The sequence below is a fragment of the Hyphomonas sp. ske169 genome (assembly GCF_056850855.1).
Genome location: NZ_CP096146.1, coordinates 2,496,193 through 2,518,896, shown reverse-complemented (window position 1 = coordinate 2,518,896; position 22,704 = coordinate 2,496,193). Strand labels below are relative to the sequence as shown.

The window sequence follows — 22,704 nt, the reverse complement described above, 5'->3', positions numbered from 1 at the left end:
CGCACTAGCCGACTGTCAACAAATAATTATCGTTTTTCAATAATTGTGAAAAAGCTTTCAGACTTGCCGATCAGCGCTACCTGTTTATACGCCGGAAGGCTCATAACGGACCATATCCTAACTGGAAGTTGAGAGGTCATGTCGCAGGATAAGACAAATATAGAACCCGATCCGCCAAAGCGGTTTCGAGACTTTCTTGTCTTGACTTTGGGCGGCGTCGCGGTGCTTGCGCTGCTATTGCTGACCGGCGCAATCGGATGGGTGGAGTGGGCCACTGGTGCCGTGGTTATGACCGCGGGCGCGCTGGCTTTTTATGTGGGCTCTGCGCCTACGGGCCGAAAAATTCGCAATGCGGAAGTCCTTGAGGCTTCAACGCCGCTCCCCGTTCAGTCGGATGATCGGGCGATCACCTCCTTCATCGAAGCGCTTCCCCTCCCCGCCTTGTTGGTCTCACCCGAGCGCCAGCTTGCCTCGGTCAACCCACATGCCCGCCGTTTGTTTCGCCTGGATAAGGCGGCACAAAGCCTTCCCGTTGCTTTGCTCAGACAACCAGACCTCTTAGCCGCCGCCGAACGGGTTGCCGAAGACGGCGCCAATGAGCGCGTCGAGTTCACCCAGCATGGCGATGCTGAAGTGTGGATGGCGCATGTTCGGTCAGGTCCGGATACAGGATCTGTCCTAATTGTGTTCGAAGACCTGACCGCAGTGCGGCGCGCGGAGAAAGCCCGCGCGGACTTCCTCGCCAATGCCAGCCATGAATTGCGGACACCTCTGACGGCCATTGGCGGCTTCATCGAAACCATGCGCGGCCCGGCCAAAGACGATAAAGCCTCCTGGGATGGGTTCTTAGAGATTATGGGCCAGCAAACTGAGCGGATGAAACGTTTGGTCGCCGATCTTCTATCGCTCTCCCGTATTGAATTTAGTGAGCACCGCCCGCCAAACACACAGATTGAAATTGTTGATCTCGCACGCTCGACAAGTTCCGCGCTGACCCCGATCGCCGCAGACGCCGGGATCAGCCTGCATTTTGATGCACCAGATCACCAGATCAAAGCCATCGCTGATGCAGATGAGATTGCGCAAGTGATCCAAAACTTAGTGAGCAATGCGATCAAATATGCGCGTCCTGGCGGGGAAGTTCAGATTTTGGTTGGGGCAGCTCCGACCATGGCCGACGCGGCGCTCGCATGCGGGAGACAATCGGAAGAGCCCAAACGCTCACTTTTGCTGCAACCCTATGCAGCCTCTGGTGCCCCCGCATTCTGGCTGAGGGTCACTGATGATGGCGAGGGGATTTCAGAAAACCATCTGCCGCGTCTCGGCGAGCGGTTTTACCGCGTCGACGAAAGCCGCGGCGGTAAAATCGAAGGTACGGGGCTCGGCCTCGCCATTGTGAAACACATTATGGCGCGCCATCGCGGCGGCCTGGCGGTCGAAAGTTTAGAAGGGCAAGGCACCGCGTTCGGTGTTTGGATGCCCCGCCTCAAAGACGATGCCGCCACCTAAACCCTACACACCCCCACCTGCCGAAACCCTGATCACGCTCTATTCCGACGAGGCGATCGTCTTGGCAGATAAACCTAGCGGATTGCTCAGCGTTCCTGGTCGAGGGCCTGAAAAAGCCTTCTGCGCCCAAAGCATATTAAGCGAGCGACATGGGCCGGTGCTCACAGTCCATCGCCTCGATATGGACACGTCCGGAATCATGATCTTCGCCCGCACGAAAGACGTGCAAAGAAATCTGTCCCGGCAGTTTGAAAAACGAACGGTCGAGAAGACATATGAAGCCCTGGTACAAGGAACCGTCAGCGACACGTCCGGCACGATTGATAAAGCAATTGCGAAACACTCTTTGGATCGCCCCTTGAGGCATCTCGATCCCGAAGGTCAAACCGCGATTACGCATTGGTCTGTTCTAGATCACACCTCAGAGTCAACGCGCTTGCATTTGAAACCTGAGACTGGCCGCTCGCACCAGCTTCGGCTTCACTTGGCTAGCATCGGACATCCCATCCTGGGCGATGTATTTTATGGCGATCCGACAAGCCATGAGCGGCTTTGTCTACATGCGAAATCGCTTTGCTTCGACCACCCAAACGGCCACGCCAGAATCGAACACGTCGCCGCCACCCCGTTTTAAGTCGCCGCCTCAAATCCAAGAGCGCAGAAGTGTCACAAACGTGTCAACAACGACATGTAAGAGCGCCGGACCTGAGCGAACGACCAATCTATGCTGCATACTTTAGGATACCTTCCCATCGGATGGTTGTTGATTGCGCCATTGGCGGCTGCAGGCTTTTTCGCATTCTATTTTGGACGGCAGCAGATTGGCGCACTGGCCATCGGCCCGACTTTTGGCGCGAGACTCAATTCTCAACCGAATTTTCACGGCTATTTTTTGGCGCTGGCGACCGTCCTACCGGCGGCCTTTGTCTTCTTGCTCTATTTGCTGTTCGCCGAAGACATGATCCGCAGCACCTTGATCAGCGAATTGCCGGAACACTTGATCACGCGCGGCGCTGAGCAAGTCGCATTCTTTGTCGACCGGGTCGCAGAGTATGCTCGGACCCAGCAAACAAGTGTTACAGGTAACCTCTTATTTGATGCCAGCGTGGAGAGATTCTCCACCCTGAACGGCGGCGCACGTCTGGTCGCGATGGGTCTGGCCGTTTTGGCAGGCGCAGCCGGTTTCTACTTTGGAAAACGCCAGCTCAGCCGGAACTTTCCAGCGCGCTCATATGTCGAGCTGTGCATCACGTCTGGCCTGTTTATCTGCGCCGCAATCGCCGTTTTAACCACCGCTGCCATCGTCTTATCGTTGGTATTTGAAACGATCCGGTTCTTTAGCCTCCCCGATGGCCCAAGCATATTTGAATTTCTTTTCGGGACTGAATGGAACGCGCAAACAGGCACCCATTTCGGCGCCGTTCCTTTATTTTTTGGCACGCTGATGATCGCCCTCTTGGCGATGCTGGTTGCAGTGCCGGTCGGACTGTTTTCGGCAATCTATCTCTCAGAATATTCGAGCCCGAGATTTCGCGCTTGGGTCAAACCGATCTTGGAGCTCCTCGCGGGCATTCCGACCGTGGTTTACGGGTTTTTTGCCGCGACATTGATCGCGCCTTTCGTTCGCAATTTTGCGCAATGGGTGAATGCACTGCCCTTCACGCCAGATACGCTCCTAGCGGCGCAGCCGACCAGCGCCCTGGCCGCGGGCTTGGTTATGGGCGTGATGATTATCCCATTCGTCAGCTCGCTCTCGGATGATGTCATCAATGCGGTACCTCAATCGCTGAGAGATGGGGCGCTCGCCATGGGGGCGACCAAGTCAGAAATGATCAAACAGGTGATCCTACCTGCTGCCTTGCCCGGGATCATCGCTGCAATCTTGCTCGCCGTGTCACGTGCCATTGGCGAGACGATGATCGTGGTCATGGCGGCGGGTGGACGCGCCCTGATCACGCTCGACCCGACCTCTGATATCACTACGGTGACCTATCAAATCGTGGCTTTGCTGACCGGCGATACCGCCTTTGATAGCGCGAAAACGATTTCGGCGTTCGCGCTGGGCTTTGTCCTGTTTGGTGTCACCCTCTTGTTCAACATCATCGCGCTCCGCGTGGTGCAACGCTATCGGGAAGCTTATGACTAAGCCGGCTCTTTCCCCAGACGCGTTTGCCGCGCGACGCCTGGAACGGCGAAATGCTGCTGAGCGCCGGTTCAAGCTCTATGGCCAAATTGCGATCGGCATCGCGGTCGGGTTTTTGGCGCTGCTGCTGCTTTCAATCTGCGGCAAGGCGATGTCCGCTTTCTCGCGGCACACGATCGTGCTGACCATCGATCAGCCAGACCTTTCTGAGCGAACTGCATTTGCCGTGAGCGATGTAAATCTCGTAGTGCGCGATGAATTGCTGAATCTGTTTCCAGAAAGTGCCAGTAAGCGTTCGGCTAGGATTGAGCTGTTTCGTCTATCTACACGGCTGGCTGTGTTGCCGCTGGCGGAGGCCGCCACTGAGGACCCAGAGGTTTTCGCCGCGCCTTATCAGGTCCGCCTACCTCTCTCCGACGATCTCGACCTATACCTCAAGAACGATATCAAACAGCATCAAACCGAACCGGTGGGTCGCGCAGGTCGTTTTTCAGAAACCGCCTCGGGTACGTATCGCCTGACGGATGCAGATCCGGATGGGTTCGAGAGATTTCAGAACTTCTTAGCCGCTCTGCCTGCCCCCAGAACCGATATTTTGATATCGCTTTCGGGCGCCTGGTTTGACCTTCAAACAGTGTCAGGCGCGGCGCTTGAGTTGCAACACCTTGCCGGGCCCCTGCCCAATCTCGGTGAACAAAATCGCGCGGCGATCACGGCCCTTATCCTGCCGAGCCGGAGCCAGAACCGGCAAGTCTCCAACCATCAAATCGCGTATGCGCTGCTGCTCAAAGAACGCGATATGATCGACCGCAGATTTAATGGCAGCCTGTTTGCCAGCGCCGATAGTACCTATCCCGAGCTCGCTGGTGCCGCCGCAGCATTGGTGGGGTCGATGTTTACCATGCTGATGACCGCGCTGTTTGCGATCCCGGTCGGAATCTTTGCCGCGGTTTATCTTGAAGAATTCGCGAAGAAGTCTCTGATCACGAACATTATCGAGGTGAACATCAACAATCTCGCCGCCGTGCCATCGATCATATTTGGGCTGCTCGGCGCGGCGGTGTTTTTGAACACGTTTGGCCTGCCGCGATCGGTGCCCTTGGTTGGCGGATTGGTGCTCGGTCTTTTGGTTCTGCCGACAATCATCATCGCCTCCCGCGCGGCGCTGCAATCGGTGCCGCCGTCCGTTCGGGATGCGGCGCTTGGACTGGGCGCGTCGCATTCGCAAGCGGTCTTTCATCACGTCTTACCGCTCGCCACCCCGGGCATTCTCACTGGAGCGATCATCGCAATGGCGCGCGCGCTTGGCGAGACCGCACCGCTTCTCTTGATCGGCATGGTGGCCTTTATCAGCGAAGTGCCACAGACTCCGAGCGATGAAGCGACTGTTTTACCGGTTCTAATTTATAAGTGGTTTTCCGGTGCGGAGCGGGCCTGGGAACCGATGACGGCGGCGGTGATCGTGATCCTCCTCGTCATTCTGGTCGCGATGAATTTGATCGCGACCCTGTTGCGGCGTCGGTTTGAGCGGAGATGGTAAAGATGGCAGACACGAGCACATCTCAAAACAATTTCTCACCGGCAGGGTTCGGGATTGGTGGCGCAAAAATTGAGTGCCGCGGCATCAATGTGCGCTACCAGGAAAAGGTCGCGATCCACGACATTTCGATGAAAATTCAAGACAAATCCGTCACCGCTCTGATCGGGCCTTCGGGTTGCGGGAAATCGACCTTCTTGCGCTGCCTCAACCGTATGAATGACACGATTGAAGGCGCGCTTGTCGACGGTGAAATCATCATGGACGGCGAAGATATCAACTCGCCAGATATGGACCCTGTCACGCTGCGATCGAAAGTCGGCATGGTGTTTCAGAAACCGAACCCATTTCCGAAATCAGTCTATGATAATGTCGCCTATGGCGCCCGCATTCACGGCCTCGCAGGCTCGAAGGCGGAGCTGGATCAAATCGTCGAAGTCTCTTTGCAAAAAGCCGGCCTTTGGGATGAGGTCAAAGATCGCCTCACAGCGATCGGCACCAGTCTGTCAGGCGGACAGCAGCAACGCCTCTGCATTGCCCGCGCTATCGCGATCAGCCCAGAAGTCATTCTGATGGATGAACCCTGCTCTGCGCTTGATCCGATTGCGACGGCGCGGATCGAAGAACTGATCGATGATTTGCGGCTCCGTTATTGCATCATCATCGTCACCCATTCCATGCAACAAGCCGCCCGCGTGTCGCAACGTACGGCATTCTTTAATTTGGGCGAATTAGTAGAATTCGGCGACACAGAAATGATTTTCACCAATCCCGCGCAGCAGCGCACACAGGATTATATCACAGGCCGCTTTGGCTAAGGGAGATGCATGTGGCCGGACCACAGCACATTGTTAGCGCTTATTCTGAGGAGCTTGAACGCCTCTCCGCGGATATCTTGCGCATGGGAGGGCTCGCCGAGGCGATGATCCGAGATGCGTCGCGGGCCGTCGTTGCCCGCGATGCCAAACTTGCCGAGCTGGTGATTGAGCGCGATCACGAAATGGATCGGTTGGAAAGCGAGATTGAACGCCAAGCCGTTCGCATGTTGGCGCTGCGCCAACCGATGGCGGGCGATCTGCGAAATGTGATCGGCGCAATCAAGCTGGCGGGCGGCATTGAACGGATCGGTGATCTCGCCAAGAATATCGCGCGCCGGACGCTTGCTGTGGTCAATGAAGACAATCGCACAACGCTAAAAGGCATTGAACGCATGGGCCAGGCGGTCTCGCGCATGCTGCAGATTGCGCTCGATGCCTATGCCCGCCGAGACCCGGTCACGGCGATCAGCGTACTCCGCCAAGACGACGATATCGATAGCCAGTATAATAGCCTGCTTCGGTCTATGCTGGTCTTTATGGCAGAGGAGCCCGAACAGATGACTGCGCGCTCAAATTACCTCTTCATCGTCAAAAATCTTGAGCGTATTGGCGATCACTGCACCAATATCGCTAAAGTCGTCCACTTCATCGCCACGGGCAAACAAATCACAGAACGTGATGCCGAAACCCAGATGAGCCACACGAAGGAAGCTCAGTCATGAAACCGTTCATTGTTATAGCGGAAGACGAACCAGCCGTTTCAGAACTGCTGCGATACAATCTGGAAGCGGAAGGATATGAAACAGCGATCGCCAGTGACGGGGATGAAGCAATGTTGCTCATCGATGAGCGCATTCCAGATTTGATGCTGCTTGATTGGATGCTCCCCAAAATCTCAGGGATCGAGATTTGCCGCCGCGTGCGCACCCGCCAAGAAACCGCCAATCTACCGATCATCATGCTGACCGCGCGCACCGAAGAAGCCGACCGCATTCGCGGGCTTGAGACGGGCGCGGATGATTATGTCACCAAGCCGTTTTCCACCAATGAGCTGATGGCACGTGTGAAAGCGGTGCTCAGACGGATCCGCCCTGCGCTGATGGATGACCAGATCAAAGTCGGTGACATCCAAATCGATCGCTCGACCCATAGCGTGATGCGCGCTGGCAAAGAGATCCATCTTGGCCCGACTGAGTTTCGACTGCTCGAATATTTTGCGCAGCATCCCGGGCGTGTGTTTTCGCGTGAACAGCTTCTCGACGGGGTCTGGGGATCAGATGTCTATGTCGAAGCGCGCACCGTTGATGTTCATATTGGGCGATTGCGCAAGGCCTTGATGAGCCAGGGTGGCAATAACCCTATCCGTACCGTTCGCTCAGCGGGTTACTCGCTGCGCACGGAATAGAGATCGGCGTCTGGCCCTCAAAAATATCGCGTGCAACGCAGCTGCACGCGATTTCTTTTTATAGATCTTTGACTTTCAGGAGAACGGCTTAGCCGTCTTCTTCTTTGCCATCCTCAAGCGCCGCTTCAACGGCCTGTTCAGCCATTTCGCCCTCGCCTTTTAAGAAGCGATCCAGGAAGGCGACATAGGCCTCAGACGCCGTGATCCGGTTTTCCTTGCGCAGGAAGCCGTGCCCTTCATCTGGGAACAGGACATATTCCACATAGACGCCGTTCTCGCGGATCGCGGCGACCAGCTCATCGCTTTCAACCTGCAGAACGCGTGGATCATTTGCGCCTTGCACAACCAGCATCGGCTTGGTCACATTCTCCGCATGGAAGAGCGGTGAGATTTTGTGGTGACGCTCAGCATCTGTCGCAGGATCACCCATCTCGTCATACAATGCTTCGCGGAACGCGGCCCACCAATCAGGGATGCTTTGTAGTGTCCGCACCCAATTGGTCACCCCGAAAATATTGATACCAACTTCAAACTCTTCCGGGTGGAAGGTCAGAGCGGCGGCGGTCATATAGCCGCCATAAGAGCCGCCAATAACGCCAACTTTGTCGCCATCGACCCAATCGAGGCCGCGCAAATAGTGGCCGGCTTCAACGATATCGCGCAGGTCTTCTTGGCCGTGCCGCTTATCATCCATGTGGAAGAAGGTTTTGCCATAGCCAGATGAACCGCGATTATTGGCGGCATAGATCGCATAGCCATGATTGACCATGTGCTGGATTGCGGCGCTATAACCGCGCGTGCTTTGGCCACCCGGTCCGCCATGAACCCAAACCAGAGCCGGTACTGGATTATCAGCTGACGCTTGCTTTGGCTTATACAGGATGCCCGGAACGGTGACGCCATCAGAGGCGGCGAATCGCTCGACGGTCGCAGTCACCAAATTGTCTTCGCTGATTTCAGGATTGAGCGCGTCAGTCAGACGCTTGGCCTCACCGCCAAGCTTGGTCATGTAGAGGTTGAAAGGTGACGTATCGGTGTTCAAACCGAACGCAATTTTTGTCTCGTCCGGAGAGAAACGGATTTGCCCAAGCTCACCTTCTGGTACGCCATTCAAGACGACCTCTTCGCCGCTCGCCGTGTCGGTGATCGTCAAATCGGTCAAACCATCGGCATTGATGGCATGGATCTGATATTGCCCGCTTGGCGAATAAAAGACGAAACTGACATCCCAATCAGCCGCTATTAGCGGCGCTTTTTCGCCCGTCGTCAGATCATGCGTCCAAGCCTGGCTGAACTCGCCAAACTCATTGGTGCTACAGACCAGCTTGCTCTCATCTGGGGTGAAATCATAGGTGCCATGGGCGATATTGCCTTCATGCTCGGTCACCAAAACTGGTTCCGGTGCTTCAGCCGACAAATCCACGACATAGACATCAGAATCGGCACTTGTCCGCGGCTTGTCTAAAGCGAGCCAACGTCCGGTATCGCTCAGAGCGCCTGGCTGAAACCCGGGATTCTCAAACACCATTGTGGTGCTGTAATCGGTTGGGTTCACCGCATAGAGGTCGAAGCTCGCGGAGTCTCGACCATTGTGCCAGACATAGAAGACCTCATTGTTCGCGCGCCATCCGCCGAACGAAGCTTTCACCTCATCGCCCGGTGTGACGTCAACCAAAGTGCCGTCGAGTTCGCGTACATAAATATGGTTGAGTTCATTCCCGCCTTGGTCAGCGGAAACGATGATCCGATCATCGTTTGGGAAGAAGGACTGTGCGAAATGCGCATCCGTCTCTGAAGTCGTCAGCTGCACGACGGCGCCGTCCGCATCAATCGTCATGGCGTTGAACACGCCGCTCGCGTCAGAGTTTGCCAAAACGCGCGTGCCATCGCTCGACCAGGCATAGCCGGCGCTGCTTGCCAGGCCGAAACTCGTGGTTTGGAAGAAAGCGTCTGCCGAATAGGTCTCGAATGCGACCTTCTCCATCACAGCTTCCGGTTCCGCACTCACTTCAGCTTCGGCCGCAGGCGGCGCTTCGGCAACGACAGGATCGGTTTCGATATTGGCTGTGTTTGCGCAAGCAGCAATCAAAGCTACCGCAGAGGCGCTCATTAGAAATTTCAACATATTATACGTCCCGTAGACTGTTAAGTATGGTTAACCGTAACAGCCTGCGAGATGCTTGGCGAGCCTAAACCGACTCCGAAACGCGCAGGCCAGCCACACGCGTGATCGCGGCTTCAGCATCCGCCATGATCTGATCGACAATGTCTTTCACCGGCAGAATTTCCTTCACGCCACCTGCGGATTGGCCCATGGCGAAGCACGACTTGCTGCCATCTAAGCGGGCTTCATCTGTAACCCCGCCAATGCCGCCAATCACATCGGTTTGAACCGACAAGGCCGCTTGCATTGGAAAGGCTTGGATCTCGTCCGGGCGACGTTCCCAGTCCAGAATGTACTCGTTGGTGCGGCAGCGCATCGGCTTACCCGAATAGCAGCGTGTGCGGGTCGTATCCGTGTCGCCAGCGCCGACCACGGTTTCCTTATAGCTCTGCGCTGCATGGGCCTCGGCGGAAGCAATAAACCTTGTGCCCATCCAGACACCAACCGCGCCTAATGAGAGCGCTGCGGCGAGCCCGCGACCGTCATAGATACCCCCTGCGGCCACCACTGGAATGTTCACCGCCTCAACGGCCTGTGCAACAAGCGGCAGAGTTCCGACAAGACCCGTATGCCCGCCGCCTTCACCGCCCTGCAAAATGACCGCATCACAGCCCGCTTGTTCAGCTTTGATGGCATGTTTCACAGCGCCGCCGACGACCATCACCTTGACCCCGGCGTCTTTGAGTTTTTTCATGATCGGCATCGGGACACCTAGCCCGGCCACAAAACTGTCGGCGCCGCCTTCGATGATGACATCGACGCTCTTTTCCAGACTGGTCGGGTCTGCTGCGAGCAAATCAACCCCGAACGGCTTGTCGGTGAGCTCTTTCACCCGCGCCATTTGGCCAGCGATGAAATCTGGCGACGTCCCCGCCATTCCAAGCACGCCATAGCCGCCAGCATTACACATCGCTGCGGCGAGCTCGGCATAGGAAACGCCGCCCATTCCAGCCAGCATGATCGGATGCCGGGTTCCGAGAAAATCACAAAGCGGAGTGTGAATGGCCATAATTGCCTCCTATTTTTATTGCCTGATAGGAGGGCAACCTTGCGGCAAGACAAGGCATTCCCATGCGGAAATCGAGCAACAATGGGCCGTATGCAGATTCCCCCTGCAATTTACACGCGATTCCCCTATGATTATCGCACGCCAATCGTGGCGTATCTTCTAGAGGGGAAGAGACAATGAGTATGAAACTCTGGATTGCAGCGATCGCTGCGGCTGGTCTGGCCGCGTGTAACGCTGCTGAGGAAGCTGCTGAAACAACTGCAGACGCAGTCGAAGAAGCTGCGGATGTCGCTGCTGATGCTGCAAGTGATGCTGTTGAAGCAACTGGCGACGCCGTTGATGCGGCCGCTGATGCAACAGAAGAAGCTGCCTCCGATGCTGTAGAAGCGGCTTCAGACGCTACCGACGCAACCATGGATGCTGCGGGTGACGCTGTCGACGCAGCGGGTGATGCCGCTTCCGAGGCCGTTGATGCAGCTGCTGATATGGCAAACGATGCGGGTGAAGCTGTCACCGACGCAGCCGGCGATATGATGGACGCAGCTGAAGAAGCTGTTGAAGAGGCCGTCACAGACGTCGAAGAAGCTGTTGAAGAAGAAACAACCGAATAAGGCTGTTCTTAAGAAGACATAGAAAAGGCCCTGGGACAGCTCCCAGGGCCTTTTTTTGTTCCGAAAGCCCAGAGCGCTAGAAGATCGCGTAACCGCCATCGATGATACACGTCGTGCCAGAGTGATAACGCGAGGCATCACTGGCGAGATAGACAGCCATACCGCCAAAGTCCTGCGGCTCGCCCCAGCGCCGGATCGGCACGCGGGTAATAACCTTGGTTGTGAAGACGTCATTGTCCTGCGCACCTTCAGTCATATCCGTTGCGATCCACCCAGGCAGAATGGAATTGGCGCGAATGCCATATCGACCACATTCGGCCGCGATGCCGCGGATCATTGAGGGCAAACCGCCTTTGGTGGCCGCATAGGCTTGATTGCGCGCGGCGCCCTCAATCCCTGCCAGAGACGCCACCCCAACAACAGAACCACCAGGGTCGCCAGCTTTTGCCCGCTCAGTCATATGTTTCACGCTTTCGCGCAGCGTCCAGAACGCGCCGTCTAGATTAACCGCCATGTTCTTTCGCCAAGTTTCGGTGGTCATCTCTGCGAAGCTTGGGGCCCCAAACCCAACGCCTGCATTGGCAAAACAGCTATCGATCCGGCCCAGGCTGGAAACGACATCGGCTGTCGCATCGACCACCGCTTGCTCATCAGAAACGTCCACAGTCCAAGCTTTGACCTCGCCGGATCCGAGCTTTGAGAGCGATTCCACCGCGGCCGTGTTTGCGGCCTCTTTGCGACCCCAAATCGCAAGGCTTGCATTTGAGGCGGCCAGCGCCTCTGCCATGCCATAGCCGATTCCGCGATTGCCGCCCGTGACGAGCGCAACTTTTCCAGTCAAATCAAAAGGCGCATATGCCATTCATCTTACTCCCAAACTGTTTGTGGCTCTTCAGTCGGGGGCGTAACGGTAGGGAAAGCAAACGCTAATTCGCGATCTCGGCGTTCATTGGAATGCGTGACTCCGCACCTGCACCGGCGACCGCCGCCGGATGCTTCCAGAATGCACGAACGTAACGCGCTGGCGTTTCTGATCGACCTGCAATCGGAAGTGTCTGAGAAAATCCATGCCCATGACCATCATTGGCGCGTCGCCATATCCGAGCTCTTCAAATAAATCCGTATCAAGCACTGGAAGTTTCGATTTTGCGATCCGAAAATCGCCAAACCGAAAATCACGAAATGTATGTAAATGTGCGGTTTGCCGGGACAAGTCGCTGCCCTTTAGCTGTTCTTGCTCAAATGGGTCGGGCACAGCACGAGCCTGCCGCGCGAAGGCCGGATTCACAAAGCTGCGAACCGCGCCAGTATCAATCAGGGCAAATCCAGAAACGTCATTTATCTCGATCGGAATGAAAACCAGGCGTTGATGATCATCATATTTGATCGTCGATGCGGTCGCCCGCCGAACCCGTTTGGGGCGTCCGTCATAGACCTGGATGCGCGCGCGACTGAACTCGAAATCCACGATCGAAGACTGAAACAAAGACAGCGGCACAATTCCGTGGCGCACTGGAAATTGGTCGCTCGTGTTCACAGCCACCCGCATATCGCGCCAAGATCGGGTCCCGATCGATAGATCTGAAATCTCTGTCACAGGATACTCGCGCAATCCGCCCAATCCAAGAACGTGGGTTACTCCGACTTCCGGAACGAATGGTTGATCTGCCGCCAGATATTTATCATCGATCATCGCAATTGTTGCCGCGGTGTCGATAATCGCAGTCGATTCAACCCCATTAACTTGGATCGCGATCACCGGTCCTTGGAGTGGATCTTCGATCAGAGGAAATGTCCGCCGCTCTGAGGCCTCAGCGGATTGGAAGATCAGTCCGAGCGTCAGTGCCAAAAGGAAGAACGCAATTCCTCTCGCCTGCCCCACGAAATGTGAACCTGCATTGGCCATTCACCGAGTATGGCACAAATCGCGCGCCTTAGGAAAACGCGTCTTCGTGAACGGCGTTGCGGAGCGGCTTACCGGCCAGAAACAGTTCGAGATTTTCGAGGAACACGGCATCGGTGCGAACCTTAGATCCCTCAGTGAGGGCTGAGATATGCGGGGTCAGTGTGATCCGCGGATGGCTCCAGATTGAACTCTCAGGTGGCAGAGGTTCTTCGCGCACCACGTCGAGATAAGCTTCGGCCGGCGCGCCCGTGTTCAGTGCGCTCATCAGCGCGCCTTCATCCACCAAACCGCCTCGCCCGACATTCATAAATAGGCTTCCATTTGCCATGGCGTCAAAAAACGCGGCGTCTGCGATATTTTCAGTCGCATCCGTCAAAGGCAGACTAAGCAGCGCGACATCCATGTCTGGCAGCGCCGCCATGACGTCGCCCGGCGGGATAATCCGGTCTGCGGCGGGATCAGTACCACCGCTGCGCCGAACGCCGGTCACATCCGCGCCGAGGGCCCGCAAACGGCGCCCACAGGCCTGCCCGATCGCGCCGAACCCAATGATTAGCCATTTTGATCCAGCGATTTCTCGAAATGGGAGACGCGTCCAATTTTTGGCCGCTTGCGCCTCTCTGCGGCGCGCGCCGCCTTGGAAATAGTCCAGGCCAGCCCAGACTACCCATTCCGCAATCGCGTCCGACTGTTCATGGCTGCCAGAGAATAATTCTGCCTTCTTCCCAACGCTTGGATCATCGGATGCTCGACGCCGGCGGCCGAAGACTGAAACCAATCGAGCTGCGGAAACGCCATCAAGGTTTGAAAGAAAGTCATCACTGACGGGCTGAAATAGGCGTCTTGGGTACCGTACGCGATTGCGGCGCTTGCCTCACTCTCGCCCCAAGCATGCTTCAGGTCTCCTTCATCATCTAAGACTAGAGGTGAAACTTGATCAGAGAATCTCTTCAACGCGTCCTCGACCCGGGCAAAGGATTTTGCATGAATCAAAAGTTGTCGCATCGAGGCCTCCTCGCAGGGATCCTATTGGGGGTTTCCACCCTGTTGCCAGCTCTGCCGGCACAAGGCCAGATTCAGTCTCAAGATTATTATCGCGATGTCACTGCGCTTGCAGAGGTGCTGGGCAAGTCCCATGCGATCCGTGTCGCGTGCAATGGCCGCAATGACCAATATTGGCGAAGCTATATGCTGCGTCTGCTTGAGCTGGAAGCACCATATCAAGGCGGTCTCCGGCGCTCCATGGTGAACGGGTTTAATGCCGGGTTCTCATTCGGCAGCGATTTGCATCCGGCGTGTGATAGCAATGCGGTGAACGCCGAAAAAGCCTACGCCGCAGAGGGGCGCGATCTCTCCGCGCGACTGGTGCAAGCAAATATTCCTGGCGCCAATCCCGTCACGCCGCGATAGACTTAATCTTCGCGTTTGACCCGCGCTTTGCCGCGGCCCTGTGCCAAGGCTTTGATCGCGCCGCGAAACGTGCGCACTTCTTGAGTGGTCCAATCGCCGCGAATGAACGCGTTGCGAATATTGGTTTTCATCAACGGCGTTTTATCAGCCGGGTAAAAATAGCCGGCCCGCTCTAGCTCTTCTTCCAAATGCTCAAACATGCGGATCAGATCTTCTTTCGGAGCAGGAGGCTCGATCCCTGCCTTCTCGCCTTCCCAACGACCGACAGCGCCCTGCTGCGCCCCCCAGCTGGCACAGAACACACCCACAGCCTGCGCGAGGTTTAAAGACGCGAAACCCGGATTGACTGGATAAGTCAGAATCGCGTCGGCGAGCCCGACGACTTCGCTGGGCAGTCCATGATTCTCTGCCCCAAACAGGATACCGGTTTTTTGTCGCCGCGCCTGAACAAGCTCAACACCGCCCCGCGCATCGACCACTTGCTTCTCCATTCCGCGGGGTCGCGCCGTCGTCGCAAGCACAGTTCCAAGATCCGCAATCGCCTCGTCAATGCCAGCAAAGACGCCCACCTTCACGCCCGCGTCAAATGCCCCAGCAGAGAGCGTCTCAGCAGCAGGATTTGGCCACCCATCACGCGGCTCAACCAGGCGCAATTCGGTCAAACCAAAATTCAACATCACCCGCGCCGCCGAGCCAATATTCTCGCCAAGTTGCGGTCGATGCAGGATGATTATGGGCGCAGAAAGTGTCATGGCGCCCCACCTGCCTCATCCGATTGATATCGGTCAACCAATCGAAAGCCGCAGGTCCCCTTTTGACGCCGCTGGCAGACCTGCTATAGGCCCCCACAAACCGTTAAAGGCAAAGGACTTCCTCTCATGGCAAAGATCAAGGTCGAAAACCCAATCGTCGAAATGGATGGCGATGAAATGACCCGTATCATCTGGCAGATGATCAAGGACCAACTCATCAATCCCTATCTCGATGTAGACCTCAAATATTACGACCTTTCGATCGAATCGCGCGACGAAACCGATGATCAAATCACCATCGACGCCGCGAACGCGACTAAACAATATGGCGTTGCGGTTAAGTGCGCGACCATCACCCCGGACGAAGCGCGTGTGGAAGAGTTTGGCCTGAAGAAAATGTGGCGTAGTCCGAACGGTACGATCCGTAACATTCTCGGCGGCGTTGTCTTCCGTGAGCCAATCGTGATCAACAACGTTCCTCGCTTGGTCCCAGGCTGGACGCAGCCAGTTGTGGTGGGCCGTCATGCCTTTGGTGACCAATATAAAGCGACTGACTTCCTCGTCCCAGGTGCTGGTAAGCTGACCATGAAGTGGGAAGCGGCGGATGGCTCCGACAGCCAAGAATTTGAAGTGTTCGACTTCCCAGAAGCTGGCATCGCGATGGGCATGTACAACTTGGATCAGTCGATCCGTGATTTTGCCCGCGCCAGCATGAATTATGGCCTACAGCGCAAATGGCCGGTCTATCTGTCGACCAAAAACACGATCATGAAAAAATATGACGGCCGGTTCAAAGACATCTTCCAAGAGGTGTTCGATACCGAGTTTAAGGACGCGTTTGACGAGTTTGGTGGTACTTATGAGCACCGCCTGATCGACGACATGGTGGCCGCCGCGATGAAATGGTCTGGCGGCTATGTTTGGGCCTGTAAGAACTATGATGGCGATGTGCAGTCTGACACAGTTGCGCAGGGCTATGGCTCACTTGGCCTGATGACCTCCGTTCTGATGACCCCAGATGGCAAGACGGTAGAAGCGGAAGCCGCGCACGGCACCGTGACCCGTCACTATCGCAACCACCAAAAAGGCGAAGCGACCTCGACCAACTCGATCGCCTCGATCTTTGCTTGGACCCGCGGTCTGCAGCACCGTGGCCGCATGGATAACACGCCAGAGGTGACAGCCTTCGCACAGAAGCTCGAAGACACGATCATCAAAACTGTTGAAGGCGGTCAGATGACCAAAGACCTCGCGCTGCTGGTTGGCCCGGAGCAAGAGTGGCTGACCACTGAAGGCTTCCTCAACGCCGTTGGCAGCAACTTCGAAAAAGCCATGTCCGCTGGCTAAGATGGGCCTAGGGATCAACATCCGACGAGCTGTCCCGGGCGATGAATATGCGCTCGGGGTGGTTGGCTCGGCCACTTTCCTGGAAAGCTATAGCGAAACGATACCCGGCCCAGACTTGATCGCGCATTGTCGCAAACAACACGCGCCTGACATTTATCAGGGCTATATCACCTCGAATGATCCCAACTATGCGTGCTGGATCGCAGAATCGACAGCGACGCGCGCGCCGATTGGCTATGCCGTCACCAGCGCCGTCGAAGCCCCGACCAAGGGCCTGCCCGGCGATATTGAGCTGAAACGCATTTACGTCTTTTCCAAATATCACGGCACGGGCACGGGTCGCGAATTGATGACCCATGCCCTCGCCCATGCCCGAGAGATCGGCGCCAAGCGCATGCTGCTCGGCACCTATGATCAAAACCACCGCGCCGTTGCATTCTATGAACGCGCCGGCTTCGAAAAAGTCGGCGAACGCAAATTCCCGGTTGGCGACCAAGTGTTTAATGACATCATCATGGGTGTCCGGCTTTAGGCGGCACGGTCCGCTCCCACACCGTTTTCCTGACGAAAGTCAGGATCCATGGCGGCAGGGCGCGCTCTTGAAGACATCAGCCAGCCGCCATGGGTACCAGCTTGCGCTGGCAGAGCGGGAATATGAGATGTTGCTGCCCAATATCCGCTGTCGGCGTCGAAGCGAACATACACGCCAACCCGACTGTCCCGGACTTGATCCGGGACCACGTGCCATCAGATGCGGAGGCGGGGACTGGAGATCCCGGGTCAAACCCGGGATGGACGGGTTTCCTTTTAAGCCTCATCCTGAGCGAAGTCGAAGGACGAGGCGGGCTCATCGGAAGCTCGGCGCTTTACGCTCAGGATGAGGGCCTGAAGCGCCAGCACTCACGAATGGCCCAGACGTTTGAACGTTCCTGATGGCGACGAAACTCAGGTGGCAGATGTCGATGGATGGCAGATCGCGCACAAAAAGACAGGCATGCTTTTTCTGCGCAGAGAACAATCCATGTCAAAGTTTGCAATCGAGGCTTTCTTTTATGATGTGCTGAGTATCGCCGTCGCCAATGGCTGGCAGTTTCACTCTTGGTGCCACGAACCAGATTTACCAAACTGGTCGGCTCGAGTCGCTAATGTCCGCTTCTGACCCAAAGCAGACAATAGCGAGCGTCCTGCTTAAAGACTCATCTGAGCCATCGGATCAAACTAGCTGACCAACTCGACGCGGTAGCTTTCAATCACCGTGTTCGCGAGCAGCTTCTCGCACATGTCTTTGACGCGGGTTTCAGCGTCGGCTTCCGAGACGCCTTCAAGATCAAGCTCAATGACTTTGCCAATACGCGCGCCTGCGACTTCGCCAAACCCCATACGCCCGAGCGAATCGGCCACCGCTTTGCCTTGAGGATCCAGAACTCCTGGCTTCAAACCGACATGGACAATGGCTTTCATGGGAATCACGCTCCGCTGCTTGAGTCGCGCCTGCTTTAACTCAAACCCCTGCTTACTGAAAGGCCGTATAGGCGGCGATCGCAGAAACAGCCAATATCGCTGCCGCCACCCAAGGGACATAAGCAAGGCGGGTCATGCCTTTGATCATCTTATGGAACTGTTCGGCGTCATTCACGCGTGGAAACGGCCCTTCCGGCACCGGCTTGCCGAGAAACGTACAGAGCGGCTCCCAGCCATCCTTCACTTCAAAGACCAGCAAACGATCGGCGGGCAAAGAAGATTTGACCTCTTCGATATGCGCATTCCAGACCGTTTCGGCGTGGCCTTTGTCTTCGAATTTGCCGTCAAACTTGCCGTTCCAGATGATGTTTTTGGTCATGCGGTCGATTTTGCGGGGCTTCGGGATTAACCGTGTCCAAGCCGGTTGTTTCTTGCCGACGGCGTAAATCGTCCCCTCCGCGCTTTTATACCAGCTTTCAAAACTGCGCACAGTGAGCACCACTTTGGCGTCAGGATAGGCCTCGGCCAATTCTTTCCAATAAATACTGGACGGGAAATCCACACAGGCTTGATAGCCATCGAAAATCTTATCCCAGCCAGGACGCTCACCCCGACCGACTGCATCCCAATAATCGAGCTGTTGCGGATCATCGGTCATCAAGACCTCGACCATATGGTGACACTTGTTATAGCCGAGCTGTTCCAGGGCTGCCTTCATTGACAGCGTTCCTGTACGCCCGAAGCCGGCGCCAATCACTTGCAATGCCATAGACCACTCCCCCGTGTTTATGGGGAGCTTATTTTCCGGCGCTGTTAATGTCCACAATCTCGGCGCCTTGCCCAGATTCCTTGATAATGCCGAGGCGCCGAGCAACTTCGGCATAAGCCTCGGTCACGCCGCCGAGGTCTCGGCGGAAGCGGTCTTTATCGAGCTTCTCATTGGTCTCGAGATCCCATAACCGGCAGCTATCTGGACTAATCTCGTCAGCGAGAATGACCCGCTGCATATCGTTCTCGAAGAACCGACCGAACTCGAGCTTGAAATCGACCAGTTTAATCCCAACCCCAGCGAACAGGCCGGACATGAAATCGTTAACCCGCAGGGACAATGCGATCAGCTCGTCCATTTCATGCGGTTGCGCCCAGTTAAACGCCGCGATGTGCTCTTCAGAGACAAGCGGGTCGCCCAAATCATCATCCTTGAGGCAGAACTCAACAATCGCTCGCGGCAATTGCGTACCTTCAGCGATGCCGAGGCGTTTCGACATGGTCCCTGCCGCGACATTGCGAACAACCACTTCGAGCGGAATGATCTCAACCTTTTTGATCAATTGCTCGCGCATGTTTAGGCGTTTGATGAAGTGATTTGGAATTCCGACGCCGCCAAGCCGCGTCATCATGAATTCAGAGATCCGGTTGTTCAGCACGCCCTTGCCGTCCAGAACCGCTTTTTTCTCGGCATTGAAGGCCGTCGCATCATCCTTGAAATACTGGATCAGCGTGTTCGGCTCAGGCCCTTCATAGAGAATCTTAGCCTTGCCTTCATAGATCATTCGTTTGCGTGACATCGCGCATTCCCTCGAGCGTGTGATAGCAGGCCGACTCAGCCGCTCCGCATAATCAGGCGCTCCCCTTACGCGAAACCCAGCCTTTAGGCAAAAGGCTTCTTGCACCCACACCCCCACCACCCCTATATCAGCGGCAGAAACTGAACATCCCGAACAAGGTTGAACACATATGTCTTCATTTGACGATCGTAAGCGCGGCGAAGAAGCCAAATTCGCAATGGACGAAGCGGCCGAATTTAAAGTCATGGCGCGCCGCAATAAGCTCCTCGGACTTTGGGCCGCTGAGCTGATGAATCTGCACGGCGCAGACGCTGAGGCCTATGCCAAAACGGTCGTCCTGTCTGACCTCGAAGAAGCCGGTGACGATGACGTCTTCAGAAAAGTCCGCGGCGACCTAGATAAAGCCGGCGTTGAACGCACGGATTCGCGTATTCGTGACCATATGGCGGAATTGCTGCCGGTCGCGCGCGAACAGGTGATGAAAGAAGCGGAGTAACCCAATGACTGACGCCGTACAGACTTCAATCGACAATGCTGTGAAGGGCAATGATGTGCTGCTATTTATGAAAGGCACACCGACCTTTCCGCAATGCGGCTTTAGCTCAGTTGTCGTCCAAGTTTTGGATTATCTCGGGGTTGAATACCAAGCCGTGAACGTGCTGGAGGACCAAGGCGTTCGGGAAGGCATTAAGACCTATTCCGATTGGCCAACCATTCCCCAGCTTTACGTCAAAGGTGAGTTTGTCGGCGGCTGCGATATTATCAAAGAAATGTTCGAGGCCGGTGAGCTGAAGGACTATATGGCCGAAAAAGGCATCGAGATGGAAGCGGCTTAGAAGAAATTCGCCACCGCTCATTTACTTGAATTTCAAGGCAGTAGATTAAACCGTCTGCATGGAATCCGAGCTGAATAGACAACCCTTCATGGGCTCCCTCGCATATAGCAGTGCGATCTTTTGGATTTTGACCGCTTTCACCACCTGGTCCATCACGCTGTTTCTTCCGGAAGCAACATCGTTCTTTTTCGTGTTTGTATTTATCACGCTGCCTCTAGCAGTGTTCTCTAACACACCGTTTTTCTGGGTCGCCCTCACGGCCAGTGGTCTATGTTTCTATATCGCAATTGTAAGAAATTTTGTTGGCAAACGAAGACCAACCGTATGGTGGACGATCGGATTCAATTTCTTCGGATTGGTTATGGTTTTGACTCCATATCGGCTCGAGTATCTCGAATGGGCGTCTCGCTAAGCCCTCAAACCGCGAAAAAGAACAAATAGATGCACGCGATCAGCGGCAAGAGGCCCATCGCGAACATGATCCGGATGAACTTATAGTGCGCCACCCAATTGTCGATCTTGGCGTCGCCGCTTTCGCGCGTTTCGGTCTCTAGATCGATCCAATCATGCTTTTTCGAAAACGTGTCAGAGACAATAGATTGATCGAGCGAGTCTTCGAAAAACCGGTGCCCAAAATAGAAACTGATCGAATAGGCGATGATGCCAAGCATGATAATGATCAGCCATCCGACCCAGCCCATGCCGCCGCCAGACTCAATCACATCCCAAAAGGCAAACCCGGTCCCCAGTCCGATCACCCCGGCCCCTAAAACGATCAGCCACAACCGCCCGGTGTTCGGCGCGCGCGTATCCTCGCCCATGACCAGCGCTCCTTTTCAAGTCCGCCCTCAGCGTATATCAGCGCGGCCATGACGACCACCCTCGACCGCCCCGCCCCAATCAAGCCCGACGCCATCCCAAAAGTCGGGATCGTATCTTTGGGATGCCCCAAGGCTTTGGTGGATTCCGAACGGATTGTGACCCGGCTGCGGGCTGAGGGCTATCAAATAAGTCCGGATTATTCTGGGGCTGATCTGGTACTCGTAAACACGTGCGGCTTTATCGACAGCGCCCGCGAAGAAAGCCTCGACGCGATTGGTGAGGCGATCGAAGCCAATGGCAAAGTCATCGTCACAGGCTGCCTGGGCGCTGAGCCTGAGGTGATTGAAAAAGCGCATCCGAAAGTGCTCGCCGTCACCGGGCCGCATCAATACGAACAGGTGATGGATGCCGTCCATACCCACCTCACGCCACCCCACAATCCGCACACGGATCTTGTTCCGGAAAGCGGCTTGCGACTGACCCCACGCCACTATGCATATTTAAAGATCTCAGAAGGTTGCAATAATCGCTGCAGCTTTTGCATCATTCCGAAATTGCGCGGTGACCTTGCCTCTCGCCCGATCCATCATGTCTTGATCGAAGCTGAACAGCTGGTGCGCGCGGGGGTGAAAGAGCTTCTGGTGATCAGCCAAGACACGAGTGCGTATGGGCTCGACCTCAAATATGCGCCGCAGACCTGGAAGGGCGAGGAATACGAAACCCGCTTCCTCGATCTTGCGCGCGGTCTATCATCGCTCGGGGTTTGGACGCGAATGCACTATGTTTATCCCTATCCGCACGTGGACAAGTTCATTCCATTGATGGCGGAAGGCGCGATCACGCCATACCTCGACATCCCATTTCAACATGCCAGCGCCAATGTGCTAAAAGCGATGAAGCGTCCGGCCAAGCAAGACCGGGTGCTAGAGCGGATCCAACAATGGCGCCGCGACGTCCCCGACCTCGCCATCCGTTCGACTTTCATTGTTGGCTTTCCGGGTGAGACCGAAGAAGATTTCGAAATCTTGCTCGACTTCATCCGGGAAGCGAAAATCGATCGCGCCGGCTGTTTCAAATACGAGAACGTCACCCACGCTGACAGCCGAGACTTGCCGGGCCATTTGCCCGAAGAGGTCAAAGAAGAGCGCTGGCACCGTTTCATGGAAACCCAAGCAGAGATCTCTGCAGACCGCGCCGCGGCTCAGATTGGCACGACCCAAGACGTCATCATCGACGGCCCAAGCGACGAAACGGGTGAGTATCTCGCGCGTTCGAAAGCGGATGCGCCGGAAATTGATGGTGTGGTCTATTTGAAATCTGCGGCTAATTTATCCCCAGGGGACGTTGTCTCCGCTCAAATCACAGATGCCGATGCCTATGACCTCTACGGGCACGCCGACTAAAAT

25 protein-coding genes are annotated in these 22,704 nt (G+C 55.7%); 15 read left to right on the top strand and 10 right to left on the bottom strand.

Features of this window, described 5'->3' with window-relative positions:
- Positions 1-138: 138 nt before the first annotated feature.
- From MY069_RS12195 to phoB, 7 genes are all read left to right on the top strand, one after another.
- Positions 139-1,509, top strand: a complete 1,371-nt coding sequence (locus tag MY069_RS12195; protein WP_482794060.1) for a sensor histidine kinase — start codon at positions 139-141, stop codon at positions 1,507-1,509.
- A complete protein-coding gene (locus MY069_RS12190; protein WP_482794059.1) occupies positions 1,496-2,143 on the top strand; it encodes an RluA family pseudouridine synthase in 648 nt (215 codons plus the stop codon). The genes MY069_RS12195 and MY069_RS12190 overlap by 14 nt, the downstream gene beginning before the upstream one ends.
- A gap of 90 nt (positions 2,144-2,233) precedes the next feature.
- A complete protein-coding gene (gene pstC / locus MY069_RS12185; protein WP_482794058.1) occupies positions 2,234-3,655 on the top strand; it encodes a phosphate ABC transporter permease subunit PstC in 1,422 nt (473 codons plus the stop codon).
- The gene (pstA, locus tag MY069_RS12180) at positions 3,648-5,192 is read left to right on the top strand and encodes a phosphate ABC transporter permease PstA (protein WP_482794057.1); all 1,545 of its coding nucleotides are present in this window, start codon (positions 3,648-3,650) and stop codon (positions 5,190-5,192) included. Before pstC ends, pstA begins: the two co-directional genes overlap by 8 nt.
- A 2-nt stretch (positions 5,193-5,194) precedes the next feature.
- A complete protein-coding gene (pstB, locus tag MY069_RS12175) occupies positions 5,195-6,007 on the top strand; it encodes a phosphate ABC transporter ATP-binding protein PstB (RefSeq protein ID WP_482794056.1) in 813 nt (270 codons plus the stop codon).
- Positions 6,008-6,018: 11 nt separating this feature from the next.
- Positions 6,019-6,729: a phosphate signaling complex protein PhoU gene (gene phoU, locus MY069_RS12170; RefSeq protein ID WP_482794055.1), complete on the top strand. Its 711-nt coding sequence runs from the start codon at positions 6,019-6,021 to the stop codon at positions 6,727-6,729.
- Positions 6,726-7,412, top strand: coding sequence for a phosphate regulon transcriptional regulator PhoB (gene phoB / locus MY069_RS12165; protein WP_482794054.1), 687 nt, complete (start codon positions 6,726-6,728; stop codon positions 7,410-7,412). The genes phoU and phoB overlap by 4 nt, the downstream gene beginning before the upstream one ends.
- 88 nt (positions 7,413-7,500) lie before the next feature.
- On the opposite strand, the gene MY069_RS12160 is transcribed toward phoB, so the two are convergent.
- Complete coding sequence (locus MY069_RS12160; protein ID WP_482794053.1) at positions 7,501-9,537, bottom strand: S9 family peptidase; 2,037 nt, start codon at positions 9,535-9,537, stop codon at positions 7,501-7,503.
- 64 nt (positions 9,538-9,601) lie between these two features.
- Positions 9,602-10,585 carry an NAD(P)H-dependent flavin oxidoreductase gene (locus MY069_RS12155; protein ID WP_482794052.1) on the bottom strand — a complete coding sequence of 328 codons (984 nt, stop codon included), beginning with the start codon at positions 10,583-10,585 and terminating at the stop codon, positions 9,602-9,604.
- A 182-nt stretch (positions 10,586-10,767) separates the two neighbouring features.
- On the opposite strand from MY069_RS12155, the gene MY069_RS12150 reads away from it, so the two are divergent.
- A complete protein-coding gene (locus tag MY069_RS12150; protein WP_482794051.1) occupies positions 10,768-11,196 on the top strand; it encodes a hypothetical protein in 429 nt (142 codons plus the stop codon).
- Positions 11,197-11,272: 76 nt separating this feature from the next.
- On the opposite strand, the gene MY069_RS12145 is transcribed toward MY069_RS12150, so the two are convergent.
- From MY069_RS12145 to MY069_RS12135, 3 genes are all read right to left on the bottom strand, one after another.
- Positions 11,273-12,058 (bottom strand): SDR family NAD(P)-dependent oxidoreductase, encoded by a 786-nt coding sequence (locus MY069_RS12145; RefSeq protein ID WP_482794050.1) that lies wholly within the window; start codon positions 12,056-12,058, stop codon positions 11,273-11,275.
- 84 nt (positions 12,059-12,142) lie between these two features.
- Positions 12,143-13,045 (bottom strand): aspartyl protease family protein, encoded by a 903-nt coding sequence (locus MY069_RS12140; RefSeq protein ID WP_482794049.1) that lies wholly within the window; start codon positions 13,043-13,045, stop codon positions 12,143-12,145.
- An 85-nt stretch (positions 13,046-13,130) separates the two neighbouring features.
- Positions 13,131-13,880 carry an NAD(P)-dependent oxidoreductase gene (locus tag MY069_RS12135; protein ID WP_482794048.1) on the bottom strand — a complete coding sequence of 250 codons (750 nt, stop codon included), beginning with the start codon at positions 13,878-13,880 and terminating at the stop codon, positions 13,131-13,133.
- Between the two features lie 206 nt (positions 13,881-14,086).
- Between MY069_RS12135 and MY069_RS12130 the strand changes: the two genes are divergently transcribed.
- Positions 14,087-14,512, top strand: coding sequence for a TIGR02301 family protein (locus tag MY069_RS12130; protein ID WP_482794047.1), 426 nt, complete (start codon positions 14,087-14,089; stop codon positions 14,510-14,512).
- Between the two features lie 2 nt (positions 14,513-14,514).
- Here MY069_RS12130 and MY069_RS12125 read toward each other — a convergent pair whose 3' ends face one another.
- Positions 14,515-15,264 (bottom strand): RNA methyltransferase, encoded by a 750-nt coding sequence (locus MY069_RS12125; RefSeq protein ID WP_482794046.1) that lies wholly within the window; start codon positions 15,262-15,264, stop codon positions 14,515-14,517.
- 126 nt (positions 15,265-15,390) lie between these two features.
- Here MY069_RS12125 and MY069_RS12120 point away from each other — a divergent pair, with 126 nt between their 5' ends.
- The 3 genes from MY069_RS12120 to MY069_RS12110 all read left to right on the top strand — a co-directional run bounded on the left by MY069_RS12120 (position 15,391) and on the right by MY069_RS12110 (position 17,770).
- Entirely contained in the window at positions 15,391-16,611 is a 1,221-nt protein-coding gene (locus MY069_RS12120; RefSeq protein WP_482794045.1) for an NADP-dependent isocitrate dehydrogenase, read from the top strand.
- Between the two features lies 1 nt (position 16,612).
- Positions 16,613-17,143, top strand: coding sequence for a GNAT family N-acetyltransferase (locus MY069_RS12115; RefSeq protein WP_482794044.1), 531 nt, complete (start codon positions 16,613-16,615; stop codon positions 17,141-17,143).
- 489 nt (positions 17,144-17,632) lie between these two features.
- Positions 17,633-17,770, top strand: a complete 138-nt coding sequence (locus MY069_RS12110; RefSeq protein WP_482794043.1) for a hypothetical protein — start codon at positions 17,633-17,635, stop codon at positions 17,768-17,770.
- Between the two features lie 59 nt (positions 17,771-17,829).
- On the opposite strand, the gene purS is transcribed toward MY069_RS12110, so the two are convergent.
- The 3 genes from purS to purC are packed head-to-tail and all read right to left on the bottom strand — an operon-like array spanning position 17,830 to position 19,640.
- Positions 17,830-18,072, bottom strand: a complete 243-nt coding sequence (purS, locus tag MY069_RS12105) for a phosphoribosylformylglycinamidine synthase subunit PurS (RefSeq protein WP_482794042.1) — start codon at positions 18,070-18,072, stop codon at positions 17,830-17,832.
- A 52-nt stretch (positions 18,073-18,124) separates the two neighbouring features.
- Positions 18,125-18,841 (bottom strand): sulfotransferase family protein, encoded by a 717-nt coding sequence (locus MY069_RS12100; protein ID WP_482794041.1) that lies wholly within the window; start codon positions 18,839-18,841, stop codon positions 18,125-18,127.
- 28 nt (positions 18,842-18,869) lie between these two features.
- Entirely contained in the window at positions 18,870-19,640 is a 771-nt protein-coding gene (gene purC / locus MY069_RS12095; protein ID WP_482794040.1) for a phosphoribosylaminoimidazolesuccinocarboxamide synthase, read from the bottom strand.
- Positions 19,641-19,809: 169 nt separating this feature from the next.
- Between purC and MY069_RS12090 the strand changes: the two genes are divergently transcribed.
- Together MY069_RS12090 and grxD are read left to right on the top strand one after the other, a co-directional pair.
- Positions 19,810-20,136, top strand: a complete 327-nt coding sequence (locus tag MY069_RS12090) for a DUF1476 domain-containing protein (RefSeq protein ID WP_482794039.1) — start codon at positions 19,810-19,812, stop codon at positions 20,134-20,136.
- 4 nt (positions 20,137-20,140) lie between these two features.
- Positions 20,141-20,476 carry a Grx4 family monothiol glutaredoxin gene (gene grxD, locus MY069_RS12085; protein ID WP_482794038.1) on the top strand — a complete coding sequence of 112 codons (336 nt, stop codon included), beginning with the start codon at positions 20,141-20,143 and terminating at the stop codon, positions 20,474-20,476.
- A 416-nt stretch (positions 20,477-20,892) separates the two neighbouring features.
- Here grxD and MY069_RS12080 read toward each other — a convergent pair whose 3' ends face one another.
- Complete coding sequence (locus MY069_RS12080; RefSeq protein ID WP_482794037.1) at positions 20,893-21,297, bottom strand: hypothetical protein; 405 nt, start codon at positions 21,295-21,297, stop codon at positions 20,893-20,895.
- A 48-nt stretch (positions 21,298-21,345) separates the two neighbouring features.
- Here MY069_RS12080 and rimO point away from each other — a divergent pair, with 48 nt between their 5' ends.
- Complete coding sequence (rimO, locus tag MY069_RS12075; protein ID WP_482794036.1) at positions 21,346-22,701, top strand: 30S ribosomal protein S12 methylthiotransferase RimO; 1,356 nt, start codon at positions 21,346-21,348, stop codon at positions 22,699-22,701.
- The last annotated feature ends 3 nt before the right edge of the window (positions 22,702-22,704 follow it).